Genomic DNA, 15,053 nt, shown 5'->3' on the forward strand with positions numbered 1-15,053 from the left:
CCTTTCCGTCCGACCCGTTGACACTCCCCATGATTCGATGATCTTATAAATAAGAAACTATCGAATCAAAGATCGGAAGGTCTGAGTCATGGATGTCCGAGAGACCACGGAGGCTTCGATGACCGGTGGATTCCGCACCCCCGCCCAAGCGCCCGAGACCGCGACGGGCTGCTGCGGCGAGCCGGCCGCCACAGGCCCGGTGAGCGCCGAAGCCGACGAGTTCGAGCTGGACGACGACGCCGGCACCGGCTGCTGCGGCGAACCCACCGCGCCCTCCAGCGGCGGCTGCTGCGGCTAGCCGCACCGCCTTTCCCACCAGCACTCGACCTCAGAAAGGTCCCACCGCGATGACCGGGCCCGCCCGACTCGACACCGGTGAGCGCTTCGCAGCGCTGATCGATGCCTTCGACGAAGCACGAGCCATGGCAGCACTGAAAGCCCTCTGCGCGGACGAGCTGTCAGGCCGTGCTGTCGGCACGCCGGGCCACGATCGGGCCACCGACTTCATCGTCGGCGAGCTGCGATCTGTGGGACTGGCGCCGACGACGGAAAGCTTCGAGGTGTCCGGGGTGTTCCGGCTGGAGTCCCCGCCACTGTTCTCCGTCACAGGTCCGGAGGCGCCGGTCACGCTCGAGCATCGGCGCGACTACGCCGAACACCCGCGCTCGGCGCCGATGCACGAAGCCGTCGAAGGTCCCGTCGTCCGCTGGAACGGAACGCCCGCGTACGGCGCCTGGGTCGCCTTCGACCGCGTGCCACGCGGCGAGACCTTCACCCGGCTGGCCACTTCGATCCGCCTCGCGGGCGGCGCCGGCCTGCTGACTCCCCAGGTGCCCGACGCGTCGGGCTTCCTGACCAAGCGTGTCGTCGGGGACTCCCCGGTGGACCTGCCGGTCATCGCCGTCCGGGCCGACCGCCTGGCCGGGCTGGACGGGAGCACGGTGCGGGCGCTGGTGCCCCTGCGGCGCGGCACCGTGACCGGAACCAACGTCCTGTCCGCTCTCCCGGGCGAAGACCCGGCCCTGGCCGACCGGCCGGTGCTGGTCACCGCCCACTACGACGGCGTCGGCGCCGATCCGGGCCGGCATTTCGCCTGCGCGGGCGACAACGCCAGCGGGACGGCCGTGCTGCTCGAAGTGGCGCGCGCCCTCGCCGGCTGCGGCGCCCGGCCGTCGCGGCCCATCGTCCTCGCCGCGCTCGACGCCGAGGAGGTCGGGGCCTGCGGATCCCACCACCACGCGAGGGGCCTCGTCGCCTCGGGCATCCGGCCCCATGTCCTCAACGTGGACATGGCGGGGCGGTTCAACGGCGCGGTGGCCGCCGACCTGGGCCCGCAGACCGAGGCACTCAGAGACGTCCTCGACCAGGCAGGCCGTGCCCTCGGCATCCCGCTGGCCGCCGGCCCGGTGGCCTCGGACAACCGGCAGTACGCCGCCGCGGGACTGCCTGCGGTCGGGCTCGGCCTGGGCGCCGCCCACTACCACTCACCGCTGGACACCCCCGATCGCATCGAGCCCAGCGCCCTCCGCATGGCGGGGCGCCTGCTTCTCGCCACCATCGCCCGCCTGGCCTTCGAAGCCCCACGGGCGATCGAACTCTGAGACCCGCCGGACACCGACCCCACGGCACACCGCCGACCACCTCACGAAGGAGAAACGATGGCGACTGCGGCGCCGAGCATCACCAGCCAGCTCATCCAACTGGCCCCCGAGGTGAGAGACAGCCACGCGAGCTTCTCCGCCAGTTACCAGAGCTTCTTCAACGCGGTGTTCGACGGAGGGGCCCTCGATCCCAAGGCCCGGGCCGCGGTGGCCCTCGCGGCGGCCCTGCTGTTGGGCCGGGAGGAAACGGTCCGCTCGTTCCTCGCGACCGCCAAGCAGATCGGGCTGGGCAACGAGGAGATCGGGCAGGTCGCCGGAATCGTGGAGGTACTGAAGCTGGACGCGGCGCAGCGTCCGGCGCAGGCGGCCGCCGCGGCGCCGGTCAAGAAGGCCAACACCTGCTGCTGAGAGGCACGCCGATGACAGGCGATGGCAACACACCGGCGGGCACCGTCGTCCTCATCGGCGGCCGCGCGGAACGCGAGTTCACGATCCTGCGTGAGCTCGGCTACCGCATCCTCTACCTCGACCGGCGGGTGCCGCTGCACTGCATGCCATGGGTCGACGTGCCGATCGACGTGGACGTCGACGACTGGGACCTGGTGGCCAAGGTGATCCGCGACCGGCTCGACGGCGCCACGCCCGCGGCCGTCCTGACGCACGTCGAGCCGCGGATACCTCTGATGGCCCACCTCAACGAGCAGTTGATGCCCGGCCCGCGAGGGCTGACCGTGGAGGCGGCCTGGAACTGCCGCGACAAGTGGCGGACCCGCAGCCGGCTCCGCGACGCCGGCCTGCCGGTCCCCGGCTTCGGCCTGGCCGGCAACGCCGACGAGGCCGTCGAACTGGCCGATGACATCGGCCTGCCGGTCGTGGTGAAACCCCGGGACGGGGCCGGTGCATTCGGAGTACGGCGCTGCACGACGCCGGACCAGGTAGGAGAGGCGGCCGCCGCCGTCCTGGCGGACCCCGGTCTCGCCACCCAGGCGGGCGTGCTGGTCGAGCAGTACATCGACGGTCCGGAGTACGCCGTGCAGACCCTCACGGTGGACGGGTGGACACGACGGCTGAGCGTCTTCCGGCAGCACATGACCGAACCTCCGGTCTTCGTGGAGATCGGCTACGAACAGCCGAGCGGGCTTGAGGCGGCCGACGAGGCGACGCTGACGGCGGTCGTCGCGTCCGCGCTCGCCGCCCTCGGCGTCACCGATTGGATCAGCCACACCCAGGTGCGGCGGGGGCCGGACGGATTCCAGATCGTCGAGGTCAACGCGCGCCGCCCCGGAGGAAGGCTGGTCGAGATGACGACGGCCGTCTCCGGCGTGGACATGACCAGGGCGGCGTCGCAACTCGCACTCGGGCTCCCGGTCACCGCTGAGGAGCCGCAGGCCACTCACGCCCTGTACAGCAGCATCGTCTTCGACGAGCCCGGATTCGTGACGTACCGGACAGGGCTCGACCTCGCCGGGTACCCGGGCCCGCCTGCGCCGATCGTCGAGGTCGAGGTCGCACCGGGCGAGCCCGTGCTACCGGTGGACCACCCGGAAGGAGGCGTGTACGGCCGCATCGTGACCTTCGGGCGCACGGCGTCCGAGGTCGCCGACGGCGTGGCCCGCATCCGTGACGCACTCGACCTCCAGGTGACCGCACTGGACGACCTGGCCTGGCTGGGATCGGACAGCCGTGAATACAAGTCGTGCTGCTGAGGTGACCATGACCAGTCCCGCGACGACACTGACAAGCCTGGGAAACCTCGGTGGATCAGCCGGCGGGTACCGGCTGGAACTGGTCCGCGCCATCGCGGGCCTCGACCGCGAGGCGTGGAACGCCGTCGTCCGGCATGGAGACGGCACCATCTTCCACACCTGGGAGTGGCTCGCCGCCTTCGAAGAGGCACCTCCGGGGGTCTTCGAAGCCGCGCACGTGCTCGCGTACTCCGGTGACGAGCTGGTGGGTGTGTGTCCGGCGTATCTCGTGCGCCGATGCCCTCGCCTGGACTACGCCATGTCCATCGGCGCGCCGCCCGCGATGCCCGCCGACCGGCCCTTCCTGCTCGCGCACAGCCTCGCGGGGCTGTGCGGAGGGCCCGTGACACCGGCCGAGCATCGGAACGCCGCGTCCGCGCTGGTCACCGGTCTGGAACGCGCGGCCATGGCGCTCGGCGCGTGGGCCTGGGGATTCGCCGACATCCCGGCGGGCCACACGGCCGGATGGCTGCTGGGCCAGGGCTACGCGGCCGCGCACGTGGCGACCGCCTATCGGATCGACACCACCCACGCCACGCCGGCCGAGTACTGGAACACCCTGCCGGGGCGCCGACGGCGCAAACTGTGGCGTGAGCAACGCCGGCGGGCGGAGGGCCTCGTCATCGCCGAGACCGCCCCTGACACCGGCACGATGGTGGACCTCACCCACGCCCTCCTGCGAGAGCGTGGCACCCCCACCGAGGTGTTCCCCGTCGAGTACCTCCAGGCCCTGCGCAGGCATCTCGCACCCTACGAGAGAACCGTCGCCGCGACCGACGGCTCGGGCGAGGTGGTCGCCATGTTCGCCGGCTGGCAGTTCGGCGCGGAATGGTCGCTGTGGATCGCGGGACTGCGGACGGCGGCGTACGCCTCGTTCGAGCCGTACCACTCCATGCTGGCTCACACCATCGAGACGGCGATCACCTCAGACACCCGCGTGCTCAACCTCGGCCGCGGCAACGCGCCGATCAAGCGGCGGTACGGCGCCGTCGGGGTCCCGCTCTTCCTCGCGCTCAAAGCGGCGGACCGGCGTCACGACGCGCTGTTGCACGCGTGGTGCCAAGCTCTGGAGGCTCGCAGTCAGGGCTCGCCCGACGGCCTCGAAGTCGTGAGCAGGTGCTGCTGATGGCCGAGCGGGTACGCGACGACCGTCCGAGCGTGGTCTGCGTCGCCGGTCGCCGGGTGGTGGACGTGCTGGCGGAGATGGGCGTCCGCACGGTGCTGCTGGGCGATCCGACCCCCATCGACCTCGCCTGCACCGTCGACGTGCCGGTGGACGTGGATCTCGACGACTGGACGGCGACGGAGGCGGCGGTGCGCCGGATCCACGACGCCCACCCCTTGGACGCGGTCCTGAGCGTCTACGACTCCTGTCTCCCGTTGGCCGGTTACCTGGCGGCACGGCTGAACGTGGCCGGACTCGATCTTCCGGCGGCCATGAACTGCGGCAACAAGCTGCGCATGCGACTGGCCCTTGAGGGTGCGGAAATCCCGGGCCCGGCGTACGTGGTCGTCGGGGACCCTGACGAGGGAGAGGCAGCCGCGGCGCGCCTCGGCCATCCGGTGGTGGTCAAGAAGATCACCGACGCCCGGGGCAAGGGATCGCGCGTGTGCCGGAACCCGGCGGACGTGGGCGAGGCGATCGCCGTCCTGCGGGAAGAGACGAGCCCCAACCTGCTCATCGAGGAGTACGTCGAAGGCCCCGAGTACGCGGTGCAGACGGTCACGACCGGTGGTGTCACCGAGGTCGTCAGCGTGCTCGCGCAGCAGACGGCCGAAGGACAACGGCCGGTCGAGATCGGATACGACTTCCCCAGCGGGCTCGACGGCGAGAGCCTGCGCAGGCTCGGCGACTTCGTGGCGCGGGCGTTGCGGGCGCTCGGATTCGGGGACGGCATCGCGCACGCGCAGGTCCGCCTGAGCGGTTCGGCCCCGGTACTCATCAACGTCAAGCCTCGTCCCCCCGGCGGACGGCTGTGCGCCGTGACCGAGGCCGTCTCCGGCGTCGACATGGTGCGGGCCGCCGTGGAGGTCGCACTCGGCCGGCCCATCAGCCGGCGCGCCCCGACGGCACGGTACGCCCGGTACCGGTGCATGACCACCGACGTGGCCGGCACCGTCGACTATGAGCCGGTGACGCCGCACGGCGCGAAGGGCGAGCTCCCTCCTCCGACCGTCGCGATGGACGTCGAGCCGGGGGACGAGGTGCTGCCCCTCGATCACCCCGGCGGCGGGGTGTACGGGCGCATCGTCGTCTACACCGAGTCCGCGGCCGAGCTCGAGCCCGCGTACCGGAGCGTCCTCGACGTACTCCGGCCGCGTGTTCACCCGTCCGGCACCTAGCCGCGTATGCCCCGATCAAGGATGGTGACCTACACGTGTCAGACACCACACGACCGGACGCGCAGGAAGAACCGACGCGCGTGCTTGTGCTCGGCGGTCAGCGCACCGTCAGGATGCTGAAAGAGCGAACCGACTATGAAGTGGGGTTCGCCGACGAGTCCATCTCCTTTGACCTCATCGCGACCGCGGACATCCCCATCGAAGTCGACCTGGACGACTGGGACGCGGTGGTGGACCACGTGCGGCGCGTCCACGCGATACGACCGTTCACGGCGGTGGTGTCCCAGGTGGACCGGTTGGTACCGCTGGCCGGCGTCCTGCGCGAGCGGCTGGGACTGACGACCGGCATCACCGCCGAGGCCGCCCGCAACTGCAACGACAAGGCGGCCACCCACCGGTGCCTCTCCGAGGCAGGGATCGCGGTCACGCGCCACCAGGTGGTCCGCAGTCCCGTGGACGGCATCGCCGCCGCCAAGGAGATCGGGCTTCCCGTCATCGTCAAGCCGAGGGACGCTTCGAGCGCGGCCGGGCTCATGCACTGCGAAACGCCGGAGGAGGTGGCCGCCGCCATCGCCGACATCTTCGACGGCGGTCGCGACAGCGCACTGGTCGAGGAGTACCTGATCGGCCGGGAGATCGGTGTGTTCGCCGGCCGCACGGCCGGCCGGACGAAGGTGCTGTTCGTGTTCGACGGCGAGGTCGGACCGCCGCCCAAATTCGTCAAGCTGGGCGGATGGTTCCCCAGCGTCCTGTCCGAGGAGGAACTGTCCCTCCTCGACGAGCTCAGCGAACGCGTGCTCGCGGCCGTCGGCCTGGACAACTGGGTCGCGTTGCTGCAGTTCATCCTCACCGAGGACGGCCCGAAGGTCGTCGAGATCAACCCGCGGGTGGCGGGTGGTCAGGGAGTCGCGCTGATCGCCGCGACCACCGGCTACGAGCCGACGCTGGTGGCGGTGGAGGCGGCCCTGGGCCGGCAGTCGGAGCCGGACACCTCGCAGGCCGCCATCGGCCTGTACCGCAGCATCGTCTTCGAGGAAGAGGGGACGCTGTGGTACCGCGATGAGGCCCTACGGGAGGTCACAGGGCTGGAGACACGGGTGCGACCGCTGATCGAGCTGGACGTCAAGCCGGGAGAGGCGGTCCTGTCCATCAACCACCCGAGAGGTGGTGCTTTCGGCCGCATCGTGGTCGTGGGCGACAGTCGAGACGCGGTCGCCCGCGACTATGACCGGATCCTCCAGCAGCTCGACCTGCGCGTCGAGCCGGTCGCCGACGCCGAGGCACAGGTCTCCAAGCCCCACACGTCCTGCTGCTGAAAGCACAGCAGAGCCGGCCGGACAGTGCCTTGACTCCGAAAAGGCAATCTGATTCGATAATCTTGGAATCATCAAATCAAAGGAAAGGAGTGACATGGCAGAGGACATGATCGGCTCGGGCTGCTGCGAGACCAGCGGCATCGAGGACGCTGCCGAAGACGGCGCCGAATGCAGCTGCGCGTGTGCGTGCTGCGACTAGGCCCCGGCCACCACGAGTGATCAGGCGCGGCCCCCGCCCTTAGAGGGGGGCGGGCCGCGCCCTCCTGAGCCACCAGGGCCCGGCCAAAGGGAAGGAAAGTGAAGTGAAGGAATCACTTCGCGCGCTACGTTTCATCTACGGCTATCCGCTCCGGTACCGCGGCGCGATGATCGTGGCGACGGTCACCATGCTGGCCGGGCTATTGAGCAGCATCGCAGTTCCCCTCATCATCCGCGTCGCCATCGACGCCGGAGTACTGGGCGGCGACCCCCGCCTGCTCCTCGCGATCGCACTGGGCGTCCTCGCCATCGGCGCCGCGTCCGCCGCCCTCCTCCACCTGGGTAAGCAGCTGCGTTTCAACGTCGCGAGCAAGGCCGTCAACGACCTGCGGCACGACCTGTTCCGCAAGCTCCTGCAGCTCGGCCCCGCCGACACCGCCGAGGCGTCCGGCGGCCGGGCCCTGACCCGCCTGATCTCCGACGCGGTCTTCGTGCGAGGGCTGACCAACGGCGGACTGCTGGAACTGCTCAACCAGATCCTCGTCACCGCGGTGATGTACCTGGTGGCCGCGTTCATCGATCTGCGGACCACCCTCGTCGCGACCATTCCCCTGGCGATCGTCATCATCGGCAACCTGACCGTGCAGGGACGGCTGCAGAAGGTCTTCGTCGACGTCAAGGGCCAGTTCACCAACCTGTTGTCCGGAGTCGGCGAATCGCTGTCCAACATCGGCGTGGTGAAGTCGTTCGGCCGCGAGGACGCCGCCTCCGACAAGCTGAACAAGATCAACGAGGAGCTGTCAGCGCGCCGGGGCAGCATGAAGACGACCTACAGCCGGTGGGAGGCGATCCTCAACGTCATCGGAGCCCTCCCCACGCCGATCGTGCTGTGGATGGGCGGCAGCGCCGTCGTCGACGGCCGGCTCACGGTGGGCAGCCTTGTCGCCCTCACCGCGCTGATCATGATGGTCCAAATGAGCATGCACATGGTGACCATGCACGCCAACGGCATCTTCCGGTCGGTGGTCATCTCACAGCGACTGCTCCGGATCATCGACGCCCCCTCGGCACTGACCGTGCGCGCTCAGACCCGCCCCATGCCTGCCGTTCGCGGCGCGCTCGCCGCCACCGGCCTGGTCGTCGAGATCGGCGAACGCCGGGTCCTCGACGGCGTGAGCCTTAGCGTGGCACCGGGTGAGGCGATCGCCCTGATCGGTCCCACGGGCAGCGGCAAGTCGACGCTGCTGCACACCCTCGCCCGCCTGCGCGACCCGCAGTCCGGAGTCGTGACCTACGACGGCGTCGACGCCGGGGAGTACGACCTGGAGTCGATCCGGCACCAGGTGGTCTCCCTCCCCCAACGGCAATGGATCTTCGAAGGGACGCTGGAGGAGAACATCCGCTTCGCCCGGCCCGACGCGACGCCGCAGGAGGTCGCCGAGGCGGCCAGGGCGGCCGGCCTGGGCGAGTTCTCCCTGTCGCGAGCGCTCGCCGCCAACGCCGTCGACCTCTCGGCCGGAGAACGGCAGCGGGTGGGTCTCGCCCGGGCGCTCCTCGTCAACCCCACGGTGCTGCTGCTCGACAACCCGACCGCGAACCTCGACGCCGAGACCGAGGCCGAGCTGCTCGACACCATCAAGCGACTCCAGCACGGCAGAACCCTGATCATCGCCACCCAGCAACTCGCGGTCACCCGGTACGTCGACCGCGTCATCACGCTCAAGAGCGGCGCGCTCATGCCGGCCGGATCCCTGCCGGCCACTGAGGCGGGCGGCACGGACGGCCAGGTCGCCCAGGTGGGCGGCACGGACGGCCGGGTCGCCCAGGTGGGCGGCACGGACGGCCAGGTCGCCCGACCTCTGGCGCCCGTCGGACTACCAGATGGAGGCCCCGGCAATGGCTGAGTCGGCTACGGTCGAGGCGCCCCTCGACGCCGCTGAGGTGAACCAGACGCTCCGTCGAGCCGTCCGGCGCTTCCTGCCGTACCTGCGTCCCCATGTGGGCTGGATCGCGGTGGCCACGCTGGTCACCATCCTCAGTTCGGTCCTGACGATCGCCCAGATGTACACCGTGATGATCGGCGTCGGGCACATCGTGACCGGCAACTTGGAAGCGGTGGCCGGGACCGCGCTCAACCTCGTCGTGCTCGCCGTCCTGGACAACATCATCCGGATCACCTACAACATCGCGATGATCCGGGTGAACGAACGAATCACGGTGACCCTTCGCAACGATCTCGTGGCCCGGCTGCACAACGTGCAGCTCTCACGGCACGTGTCGCAGGCCAGCGGGACATGGGTCACCCGAGTGCTGTTCGAGGCCGAGCGGTTCCGCGGGTTCCTCACCAAGACGGGGATGGAACTCGTGCAGAGCACCGTCTGGTTCGTGGCGTTCGCGATCTTCCTGCTCGCACTGAGCCCCGGCGTCGCCCTGCCCACCCTCATCATCATTCCCATCATGGTGGTCATCGCGCTGCGGTGGACCCGCTATCTGAAGTCCGACACCCACCGCCAGCGTGAAGCGTGGGACACCATGGTCGGCTACCTCAACCAGCGCATCGACGGACTCGCCGACATCCGCTCCTTCGGCCAGGAGGAGAACATCATGGCCGACCTGGAGCGGCGCTCGGCCGGGTACACCAAGGTGCACAACAGGCTGTCCACCAAGCGCCTGTGGCTGACGTCCTATCTCGGCTTCACCGTCCACATCGCACTGGCGCTGCTGATCTTCTTCGGCGGCCTGCAGATCATCAACGGTCACGCGCTCGGATCCGGCTTCTTCTTCGACCTGGCCGCCGGCATGATGCCCATGACCTGGATGCTCCTCGGCACCGACTCGATGATGGCCTCGATGGGCATGGCCCAGGGCGCCGCCCTGGCGGCCGGGACCCTCGCCGCATTCGCCCTGTTCTCCAAGCGCATGCTCAACCCGGTCCGCGACGTCGCCAACCAGCTCGGGCAGGCCTCCGACATGGCGGTGTCCGCGCAGCGAATCCTCGAGGTCCTCGATCTGCCCGAAGAGGAGGACACCGGGACCCCGCTTCCGCCGGTCCAAGGCCATCTGGAGGTCGACCGGGTCAGCTTCGGCTACGGCGACACCGAGGTCCTGCACCAGGTGTCGCTGGAAGCCCTTCCCGGGGAGCACATCGGCGTCATCGGGGCCAGCGGTGCAGGCAAGAGCACGCTCATGCAGCTCCTCGTCCGCTTCTACACCCCCGGCTCCGGCGCCATACGCATCGACGGCCATGACCTGTCCGAGGCGACCAGGTCATCGGTACGCGGCCAGGTGCTGTTGGTGACGCAGGAAGCGCAGCTCTTCGACGGGACGGTGGCGGAGAACATCAGGTTCGGCCGGCCCGGCTCCACCGACGAGGAGGTCATCGCTGCCGCTCGCGCCGTGGGCGCCGATGAGGTGATCAGCGGCCTCAAGGACGGCTACCAGACCAAGGTGGGCGAGCGCGGCTCTCGGCTCTCGGTCGGAGAGCGGCAGCTCATCGCCCTCGCCCGCGCCATGCTCGCCGACCCCCGAGTGATCATCCTGGATGAGGCGGTGTCCAGCGTCGATCCGGAACGACAGCGCACCGTCCTCGCGGCGATCCGCCGGCTGCTGGAAGGCCGTACCGCGGTGGTCGTGGCGCACTGGCTGACCCTCGTCGAAGACCTCGACCAGGTGTTCGTCCTCGAAGACGGACGGATCGTCGAGCACGGCAGGCCCGTGGAACTGCTCACCGGAGACAGCCGCCTCGCGGAACTCTGCAAGGTCCAGACCGGCGAGATCGCCGTACCGACAACCGGAAGGAAGTAGCCATGTCCACCACCGAACCGAGCCTCGGTCAGCTGTTCTGGTCGGCTTCCCAGAGCGAGCCCGTACCCGCCGCGAAGACCGAGACGAAGAGCTCGTGCTGCAGCCCCAAGCCCGCCGCGGAGAAGCAGGCCGCTCCGGCCGCCGCGAAGAGCTCGTGCTGCGGACCGAAGCCGGCCGGCCACACCGAGGCGAGCGCGACGGCGAAGTCATCGTGCTGCGGCCCCACGCCGGCCGCCGACCAGGCACCGGTCTCGGAGCAGGTGCCGGTCACGGACAGGGTGTCCGTCCCCGAAGCCGAGAGCTCATGTTGCGGCTGACGCCGCCCAACGAAGGTCGGAGGAGTCCGATGAGCGGACGTTCACTTCGCGCCGCCGCGGCGACGATGACCGTGGCCGCGGCCCTGGCCGGCTGCGGGAGCAGCAGCGCCGAGAGCGGCAGGTCCCCCGCCGCCTGCATGATCCAGAAGCAGGGCGGCGGGCTGACCGTGCAGTTCACCACGAATCCGTGTCCCGCCAAGGGAGGGACGGCGGCGACCGCCCAGTTCACCATCAAGGACTCGGCGGGCGTCGTCGTCCAGGACGCGGCGGTGAAGGTCAACTACGACATGCCCAGCATGAACATGCGTGGCGGGCAACAGCAGGCCACGCTCAAGGGCGACGCGTACGAGTCGAAGCTCGTGCTCGGCATGTCCGGCCAATGGGTCGTGAGCGTCCAGGTGAGCCGTGCTTCCAGTGCGCCGGCCACCGTGCGGTTCGACGTGAAGGCCAAGTAGGGAGGGCATGGTGATCAGCCGTCGCGCGGCCCAGGTGCCGCCGTCCACCCTGCGGCCCGCCGTGGAGCCTCAGGGAGCGTTCTTCGCCTTCGTCGACGTGCGGGAGACCTACGGACTGTAGGACGCCGGCGGATCGGCCAGAGCCCTTTCAGCACATCAGCAACTGGAAAGGAACCTCGATGAGCATCGTCACCACCTATTCGGTCGAAGGCATGACGTGCGGCGGATGCGCCAAGCGCGTGCGAACCGCGCTGGACGCGGCCCTCCCGGAGATCGACGGCATCGAGATCGATCCCAAGGCGGGGCGCGTGCAGATCAGCACGGCGACCCCGATCTCGCAAGAGGCCGTCCGGTCCGCCGTGGAGAAGAGCGGATACCGGTTCGCCGGAGTCCTTTCATGAGCCCCACCGTCAAGATCGTGGGTTTCCTGCTGTTGCTGGCCGTGGTCTTCGTGCTCGCCTACGCACTCGGGACCCTCGTGGCCCCCGTGGAGCTGTAGGCGGCCCGAGAGGAGGTAAGACAGTGTCCGGATCGGCCCCGACGCTCGCCCAACGGTCCGAGGTCACCCTGTTGATCGGTGGCATGACGTGCGGATCATGCTCGGCCCGCATCGAACGCAAGCTCAACCGCATGGACGGTGTCAGGGCCGAGGTGAACCTCGCCATCGAGCAGGCGCACGTCGAACATGACCCCACCGTCTCCGTCGACGACCTGATCGCCGTCGTGGAAGGGCTCGGCTACACGGCGGCGCTTCCGGCCCCCGAGCCCGTCGCCGACGACAGCTCTCCCGCGCCCGACGAGCCGTCCGATGACGGCTCGCTGACCGCCATGCGGCGACGTTTGATCATCTCGGCGGTTCTCACCCTCCCCGTCGTGGCGATGGCGATGATCACTCCCCTGCAGTTCGACCATTGGCAGTGGCTGTCGCTGACGCTCGCCGCTCCGGTCGCGGTGTGGGGCGCGTGGCCTTTCCATCTCGCGGCCTGGAAGAACCTGCGCCATGCCTCCGCCACAATGGACACCTTGATATCGCTGGGGGTGATCGCATCCTTCGGCTGGTCGATATACGCGCTGTTCTTCGGCTTCGCCGGGATCACCGGGATGCGGATGCCCTTCGTGATGCGGCCCGTGGCCGGTGAGGGCCTGCACCACATCTACCTTGAAGTCGCCGCGAGCCTCACGGTCTTCATCCTCGCCGGACGCTACGCCGAACACCGTTCCAAGCGCCAGGCCGGCGCCGCCCTGCGGGCACTGCTGGAGCTCGGCGCCAAGGACGTAGCCGTGTGGAAGGACGGCTACGAGGTCCGCGTACCCGTCGACCGCCTCTCGGCCGGAGACCACTTCGTGGTCAGGCCCGGCGAGAAGATCGCCACGGACGGGGTCGTCGTCGAGGGCTCCTCGGCCGTGGACGCCTCCATGCTGACCGGAGAGAGCGTGCCGGTCGAGGTGGGCCCTGAGGACCAGGTCGTGGGCGCCACCGTGAACACCAGCGGGCGCCTCATCGTCCGGGCCACCAGGGTCGGCGCCGACACGCAACTGGCGCGGATCACGCGGCTGGTGACCGATGCGCAGGCCGGCAAGGCACCCGTACAGCGGCTCGCCGACCGGGTGGCGGCCGTGTTCGTCCCGGTGGTGGTGACCATCGCCGTGGCGGCGTTCGGCTTCTGGCTGGCCAACAGCCTCGACGCCGCCACCGCGCTGACCGCCGCCGTCTCGGTCCTGGTCGTCGCGTGCCCGTGCGCGCTGGGTCTTGCGACACCGACCGCCTTGCTGGTGGGCACCGGACGTGGTGCCCAGATGGGCATCCTCATCCGCGGTCCGGAGATCCTCGAATCGACCAGGCGCATCGACACCATCGTCTTGGACAAGACCGGCACGGTGACCACCGGGTCGATGCGGCTTATCGAGGTGGTGGCCGGTCCCGGCGAGCAAGCAGACGAGGTGCTCCGGCTCGCGGGTGCGCTGGAGGACGCCTCGGAACACCCCATCGCGAAGGCCGTTTCCGCCGGTGCCCGCGAGAGGTTCGGGACGCTTCCGTCCGTCACCGACTTCACCGGATCCGCGGGCCTGGGCGTTCGGGGAGAAGTCGAAGGAAGGACGGTGCTCGCCGGCCGTGCCACCTGGCTGGCGGACCAGCTGACGATTCCTCCGGAACTGCAGCGGTCGCAGGGAGACTCGGAGCGCCTCGGCCTGACACCGATCTTCGTGGGGTGGGACGGACGGGTGCGCGGCATGCTCGTCGTCGCCGACACCATCAAGCCGACCAGTTCCACGGCCGTGAACGAGATGCGACGGCTCGGCCTCACCCCCGTCCTGCTGACCGGCGACAACAGGCAAGCCGCGGACGCGGTCGCCGGCCAGGTCGGCATCACCGACGTGGAAGCCGAGGTCATGCCCGCCGGCAAGGTCGAAGTGGTGAAACGGCTCCAGCGGGAAGGCCGGGTGGTGGCCATGGTCGGCGACGGCGTCAACGACGCCGCCGCCCTGGCCCAGGCCGACCTCGGCATCGCGATGGGCACGGGCACGGACGCCGCCATCGAAGCGAGCGACATCACCCTGGTCCGCGGCGACCTGCGCGCCGCGGCGGACGCCGTGCGGCTGTCCCGCCGTACCCTCACGACCATCAAGGGCAACCTGTTCTGGGCGTTCGCCTACAACGTCGCGGCCGTTCCGCTGGCCGTCCTCGGCATGCTCAACCCGATGATCGCCGGAGCGGCGATGGCGGCGTCGAGCCTGTTCGTGCTCAGCAACAGCCTGCGGCTGCGCAGCTTCCGCGCCACCCAGACGGCACAGACGACGTCCACGGATGCTCCGGCTCCCGTGGCACGGGATTCCGATCGCCCACTCCAGGCGGCGACCGCCGGAAGAGAAGACTGACGGCCCCCGACGGGGGGCCACCGGGACAGGAAACGAAGGCCGAGCCGCTATCTCTGACCTGGGAGCATTGCATGGATTCTGCGGTGTTCGGACGCTGCGTGCCCTTGACACGCGAGCCGCTGAGGAGCTCTGACGCGGCGGACCTGGCGCATGTGTTCAAGGCGCTCGGAGACCCGGTACGCCTGCGGCTGCTGTCGGTGATCGCGTCGCATCCCAGCGGAGAAGTATGCGTGTGCGACATGTCGGAGGACTTCGATCTCTCCTCGCCCACGATCTCCTACCACCTCAAGGTGCTCCGCGCGGGAGGCCTCATCGACGCCGACCGGCGAGGCACCTGGGTCTACTACAGGGTCGTGGACGAGGCATTGAACGGGCTCGCGCACCTGCTCCAAGCCCC

14 protein-coding genes are annotated in these 15,053 nt (G+C 69.6%); 13 read left to right on the forward strand and 1 reads right to left on the reverse strand.

Annotated features, from left to right (window positions below):
* Window positions 1-118 precede the first annotated feature (118 nt).
* The 9 genes from ABD810_RS27795 (at window position 119) to ABD810_RS27835 (ending at window position 11,007) form a co-directional block, all read left to right on the forward strand.
* Complete coding sequence (locus tag ABD810_RS27795; protein WP_344946729.1) at window positions 119-298, forward strand: hypothetical protein; 180 nt, start codon at window positions 119-121, stop codon at window positions 296-298.
* A gap of 49 nt (window positions 299-347) precedes the next feature.
* Window positions 348-1,601: a M28 family metallopeptidase gene (locus ABD810_RS27800; RefSeq protein WP_344946732.1), complete on the forward strand. Its 1,254-nt coding sequence runs from the start codon at window positions 348-350 to the stop codon at window positions 1,599-1,601.
* A 57-nt stretch (window positions 1,602-1,658) separates the two neighbouring features.
* Window positions 1,659-2,009 carry a carboxymuconolactone decarboxylase family protein gene (locus ABD810_RS27805; RefSeq protein WP_344946735.1) on the forward strand — a complete coding sequence of 117 codons (351 nt, stop codon included), beginning with the start codon at window positions 1,659-1,661 and terminating at the stop codon, window positions 2,007-2,009.
* A gap of 11 nt (window positions 2,010-2,020) precedes the next feature.
* Window positions 2,021-3,307 (forward strand): ATP-grasp domain-containing protein, encoded by a 1,287-nt coding sequence (locus ABD810_RS27810; protein WP_344946738.1) that lies wholly within the window; start codon window positions 2,021-2,023, stop codon window positions 3,305-3,307.
* Between the two features lie 7 nt (window positions 3,308-3,314).
* A complete protein-coding gene (locus ABD810_RS27815; protein ID WP_344946741.1) occupies window positions 3,315-4,472 on the forward strand; it encodes a GNAT family N-acetyltransferase in 1,158 nt (385 codons plus the stop codon).
* Complete coding sequence (locus ABD810_RS27820; RefSeq protein WP_344946744.1) at window positions 4,472-5,689, forward strand: ATP-grasp domain-containing protein; 1,218 nt, start codon at window positions 4,472-4,474, stop codon at window positions 5,687-5,689. The genes ABD810_RS27815 and ABD810_RS27820 overlap by 1 nt, the downstream gene beginning before the upstream one ends.
* Before the next feature lie 35 nt (window positions 5,690-5,724).
* Window positions 5,725-7,005: an ATP-grasp domain-containing protein gene (locus ABD810_RS27825; protein WP_344946747.1), complete on the forward strand. Its 1,281-nt coding sequence runs from the start codon at window positions 5,725-5,727 to the stop codon at window positions 7,003-7,005.
* A 302-nt stretch (window positions 7,006-7,307) separates the two neighbouring features.
* Window positions 7,308-9,107 (forward strand): ABC transporter ATP-binding protein, encoded by a 1,800-nt coding sequence (locus tag ABD810_RS27830; RefSeq protein ID WP_344946750.1) that lies wholly within the window; start codon window positions 7,308-7,310, stop codon window positions 9,105-9,107.
* Entirely contained in the window at window positions 9,100-11,007 is a 1,908-nt protein-coding gene (locus ABD810_RS27835) for an ABC transporter ATP-binding protein (RefSeq protein ID WP_344946753.1), read from the forward strand. Before ABD810_RS27830 ends, ABD810_RS27835 begins: the two co-directional genes overlap by 8 nt.
* Before the next feature lie 28 nt (window positions 11,008-11,035).
* Here ABD810_RS27835 and ABD810_RS27840 read toward each other — a convergent pair whose 3' ends face one another.
* Window positions 11,036-11,278 carry a hypothetical protein gene (locus tag ABD810_RS27840; protein WP_344946756.1) on the reverse strand — a complete coding sequence of 81 codons (243 nt, stop codon included), beginning with the start codon at window positions 11,276-11,278 and terminating at the stop codon, window positions 11,036-11,038.
* A gap of 75 nt (window positions 11,279-11,353) precedes the next feature.
* Here ABD810_RS27840 and ABD810_RS27845 point away from each other — a divergent pair, with 75 nt between their 5' ends.
* The 4 genes from ABD810_RS27845 to ABD810_RS27860 all read left to right on the forward strand — a co-directional run.
* Window positions 11,354-11,779 carry a FixH family protein gene (locus tag ABD810_RS27845; protein ID WP_344946759.1) on the forward strand — a complete coding sequence of 142 codons (426 nt, stop codon included), beginning with the start codon at window positions 11,354-11,356 and terminating at the stop codon, window positions 11,777-11,779.
* A gap of 179 nt (window positions 11,780-11,958) precedes the next feature.
* Entirely contained in the window at window positions 11,959-12,180 is a 222-nt protein-coding gene (locus tag ABD810_RS27850) for a heavy-metal-associated domain-containing protein (protein ID WP_344946762.1), read from the forward strand.
* Window positions 12,181-12,301: 121 nt separating this feature from the next.
* On the forward strand, window positions 12,302-14,656 hold the full coding sequence (locus ABD810_RS27855) for a heavy metal translocating P-type ATPase (protein ID WP_344946765.1): 2,355 nt from the start codon (window positions 12,302-12,304) through the stop codon (window positions 14,654-14,656).
* Between the two features lie 71 nt (window positions 14,657-14,727).
* A partial coding sequence (locus ABD810_RS27860; protein WP_344946767.1) for an ArsR/SmtB family transcription factor occupies window positions 14,728-15,053 on the forward strand: 326 nt, incomplete at its 3' end.

This window comes from Sphaerisporangium flaviroseum, from assembly GCF_039537005.1.
GTDB lineage: Bacteria > Actinomycetota > Actinomycetes > Streptosporangiales > Streptosporangiaceae > Sphaerisporangium > Sphaerisporangium flaviroseum.

Bases quoted from the DNA above. Each gene is read 5' to 3' on its own strand.
- ABD810_RS27795 (WP_344946729.1), top strand. From the start codon at position 119: ATGACCGGTGGATTCCGCACCCCCGCCCAAGCGCCCGAGACCGCGACG.
- ABD810_RS27800 (WP_344946732.1), top strand. From the start codon at position 348: ATGACCGGGCCCGCCCGACTCGACACCGGTGAGCGCTTCGCAGCGCTG.
- ABD810_RS27805 (WP_344946735.1), top strand. From the start codon at position 1,659: ATGGCGACTGCGGCGCCGAGCATCACCAGCCAGCTCATCCAACTGGCC.
- ABD810_RS27810 (WP_344946738.1), top strand. From the start codon at position 2,021: ATGACAGGCGATGGCAACACACCGGCGGGCACCGTCGTCCTCATCGGC.
- ABD810_RS27815 (WP_344946741.1), top strand. From the start codon at position 3,315: ATGACCAGTCCCGCGACGACACTGACAAGCCTGGGAAACCTCGGTGGA.
- ABD810_RS27820 (WP_344946744.1), top strand. From the start codon at position 4,472: ATGGCCGAGCGGGTACGCGACGACCGTCCGAGCGTGGTCTGCGTCGCC.
- ABD810_RS27835 (WP_344946753.1), top strand. From the start codon at position 9,100: ATGGCTGAGTCGGCTACGGTCGAGGCGCCCCTCGACGCCGCTGAGGTG.
- ABD810_RS27845 (WP_344946759.1), top strand. From the start codon at position 11,354: ATGAGCGGACGTTCACTTCGCGCCGCCGCGGCGACGATGACCGTGGCC.
- ABD810_RS27850 (WP_344946762.1), top strand. From the start codon at position 11,959: ATGAGCATCGTCACCACCTATTCGGTCGAAGGCATGACGTGCGGCGGA.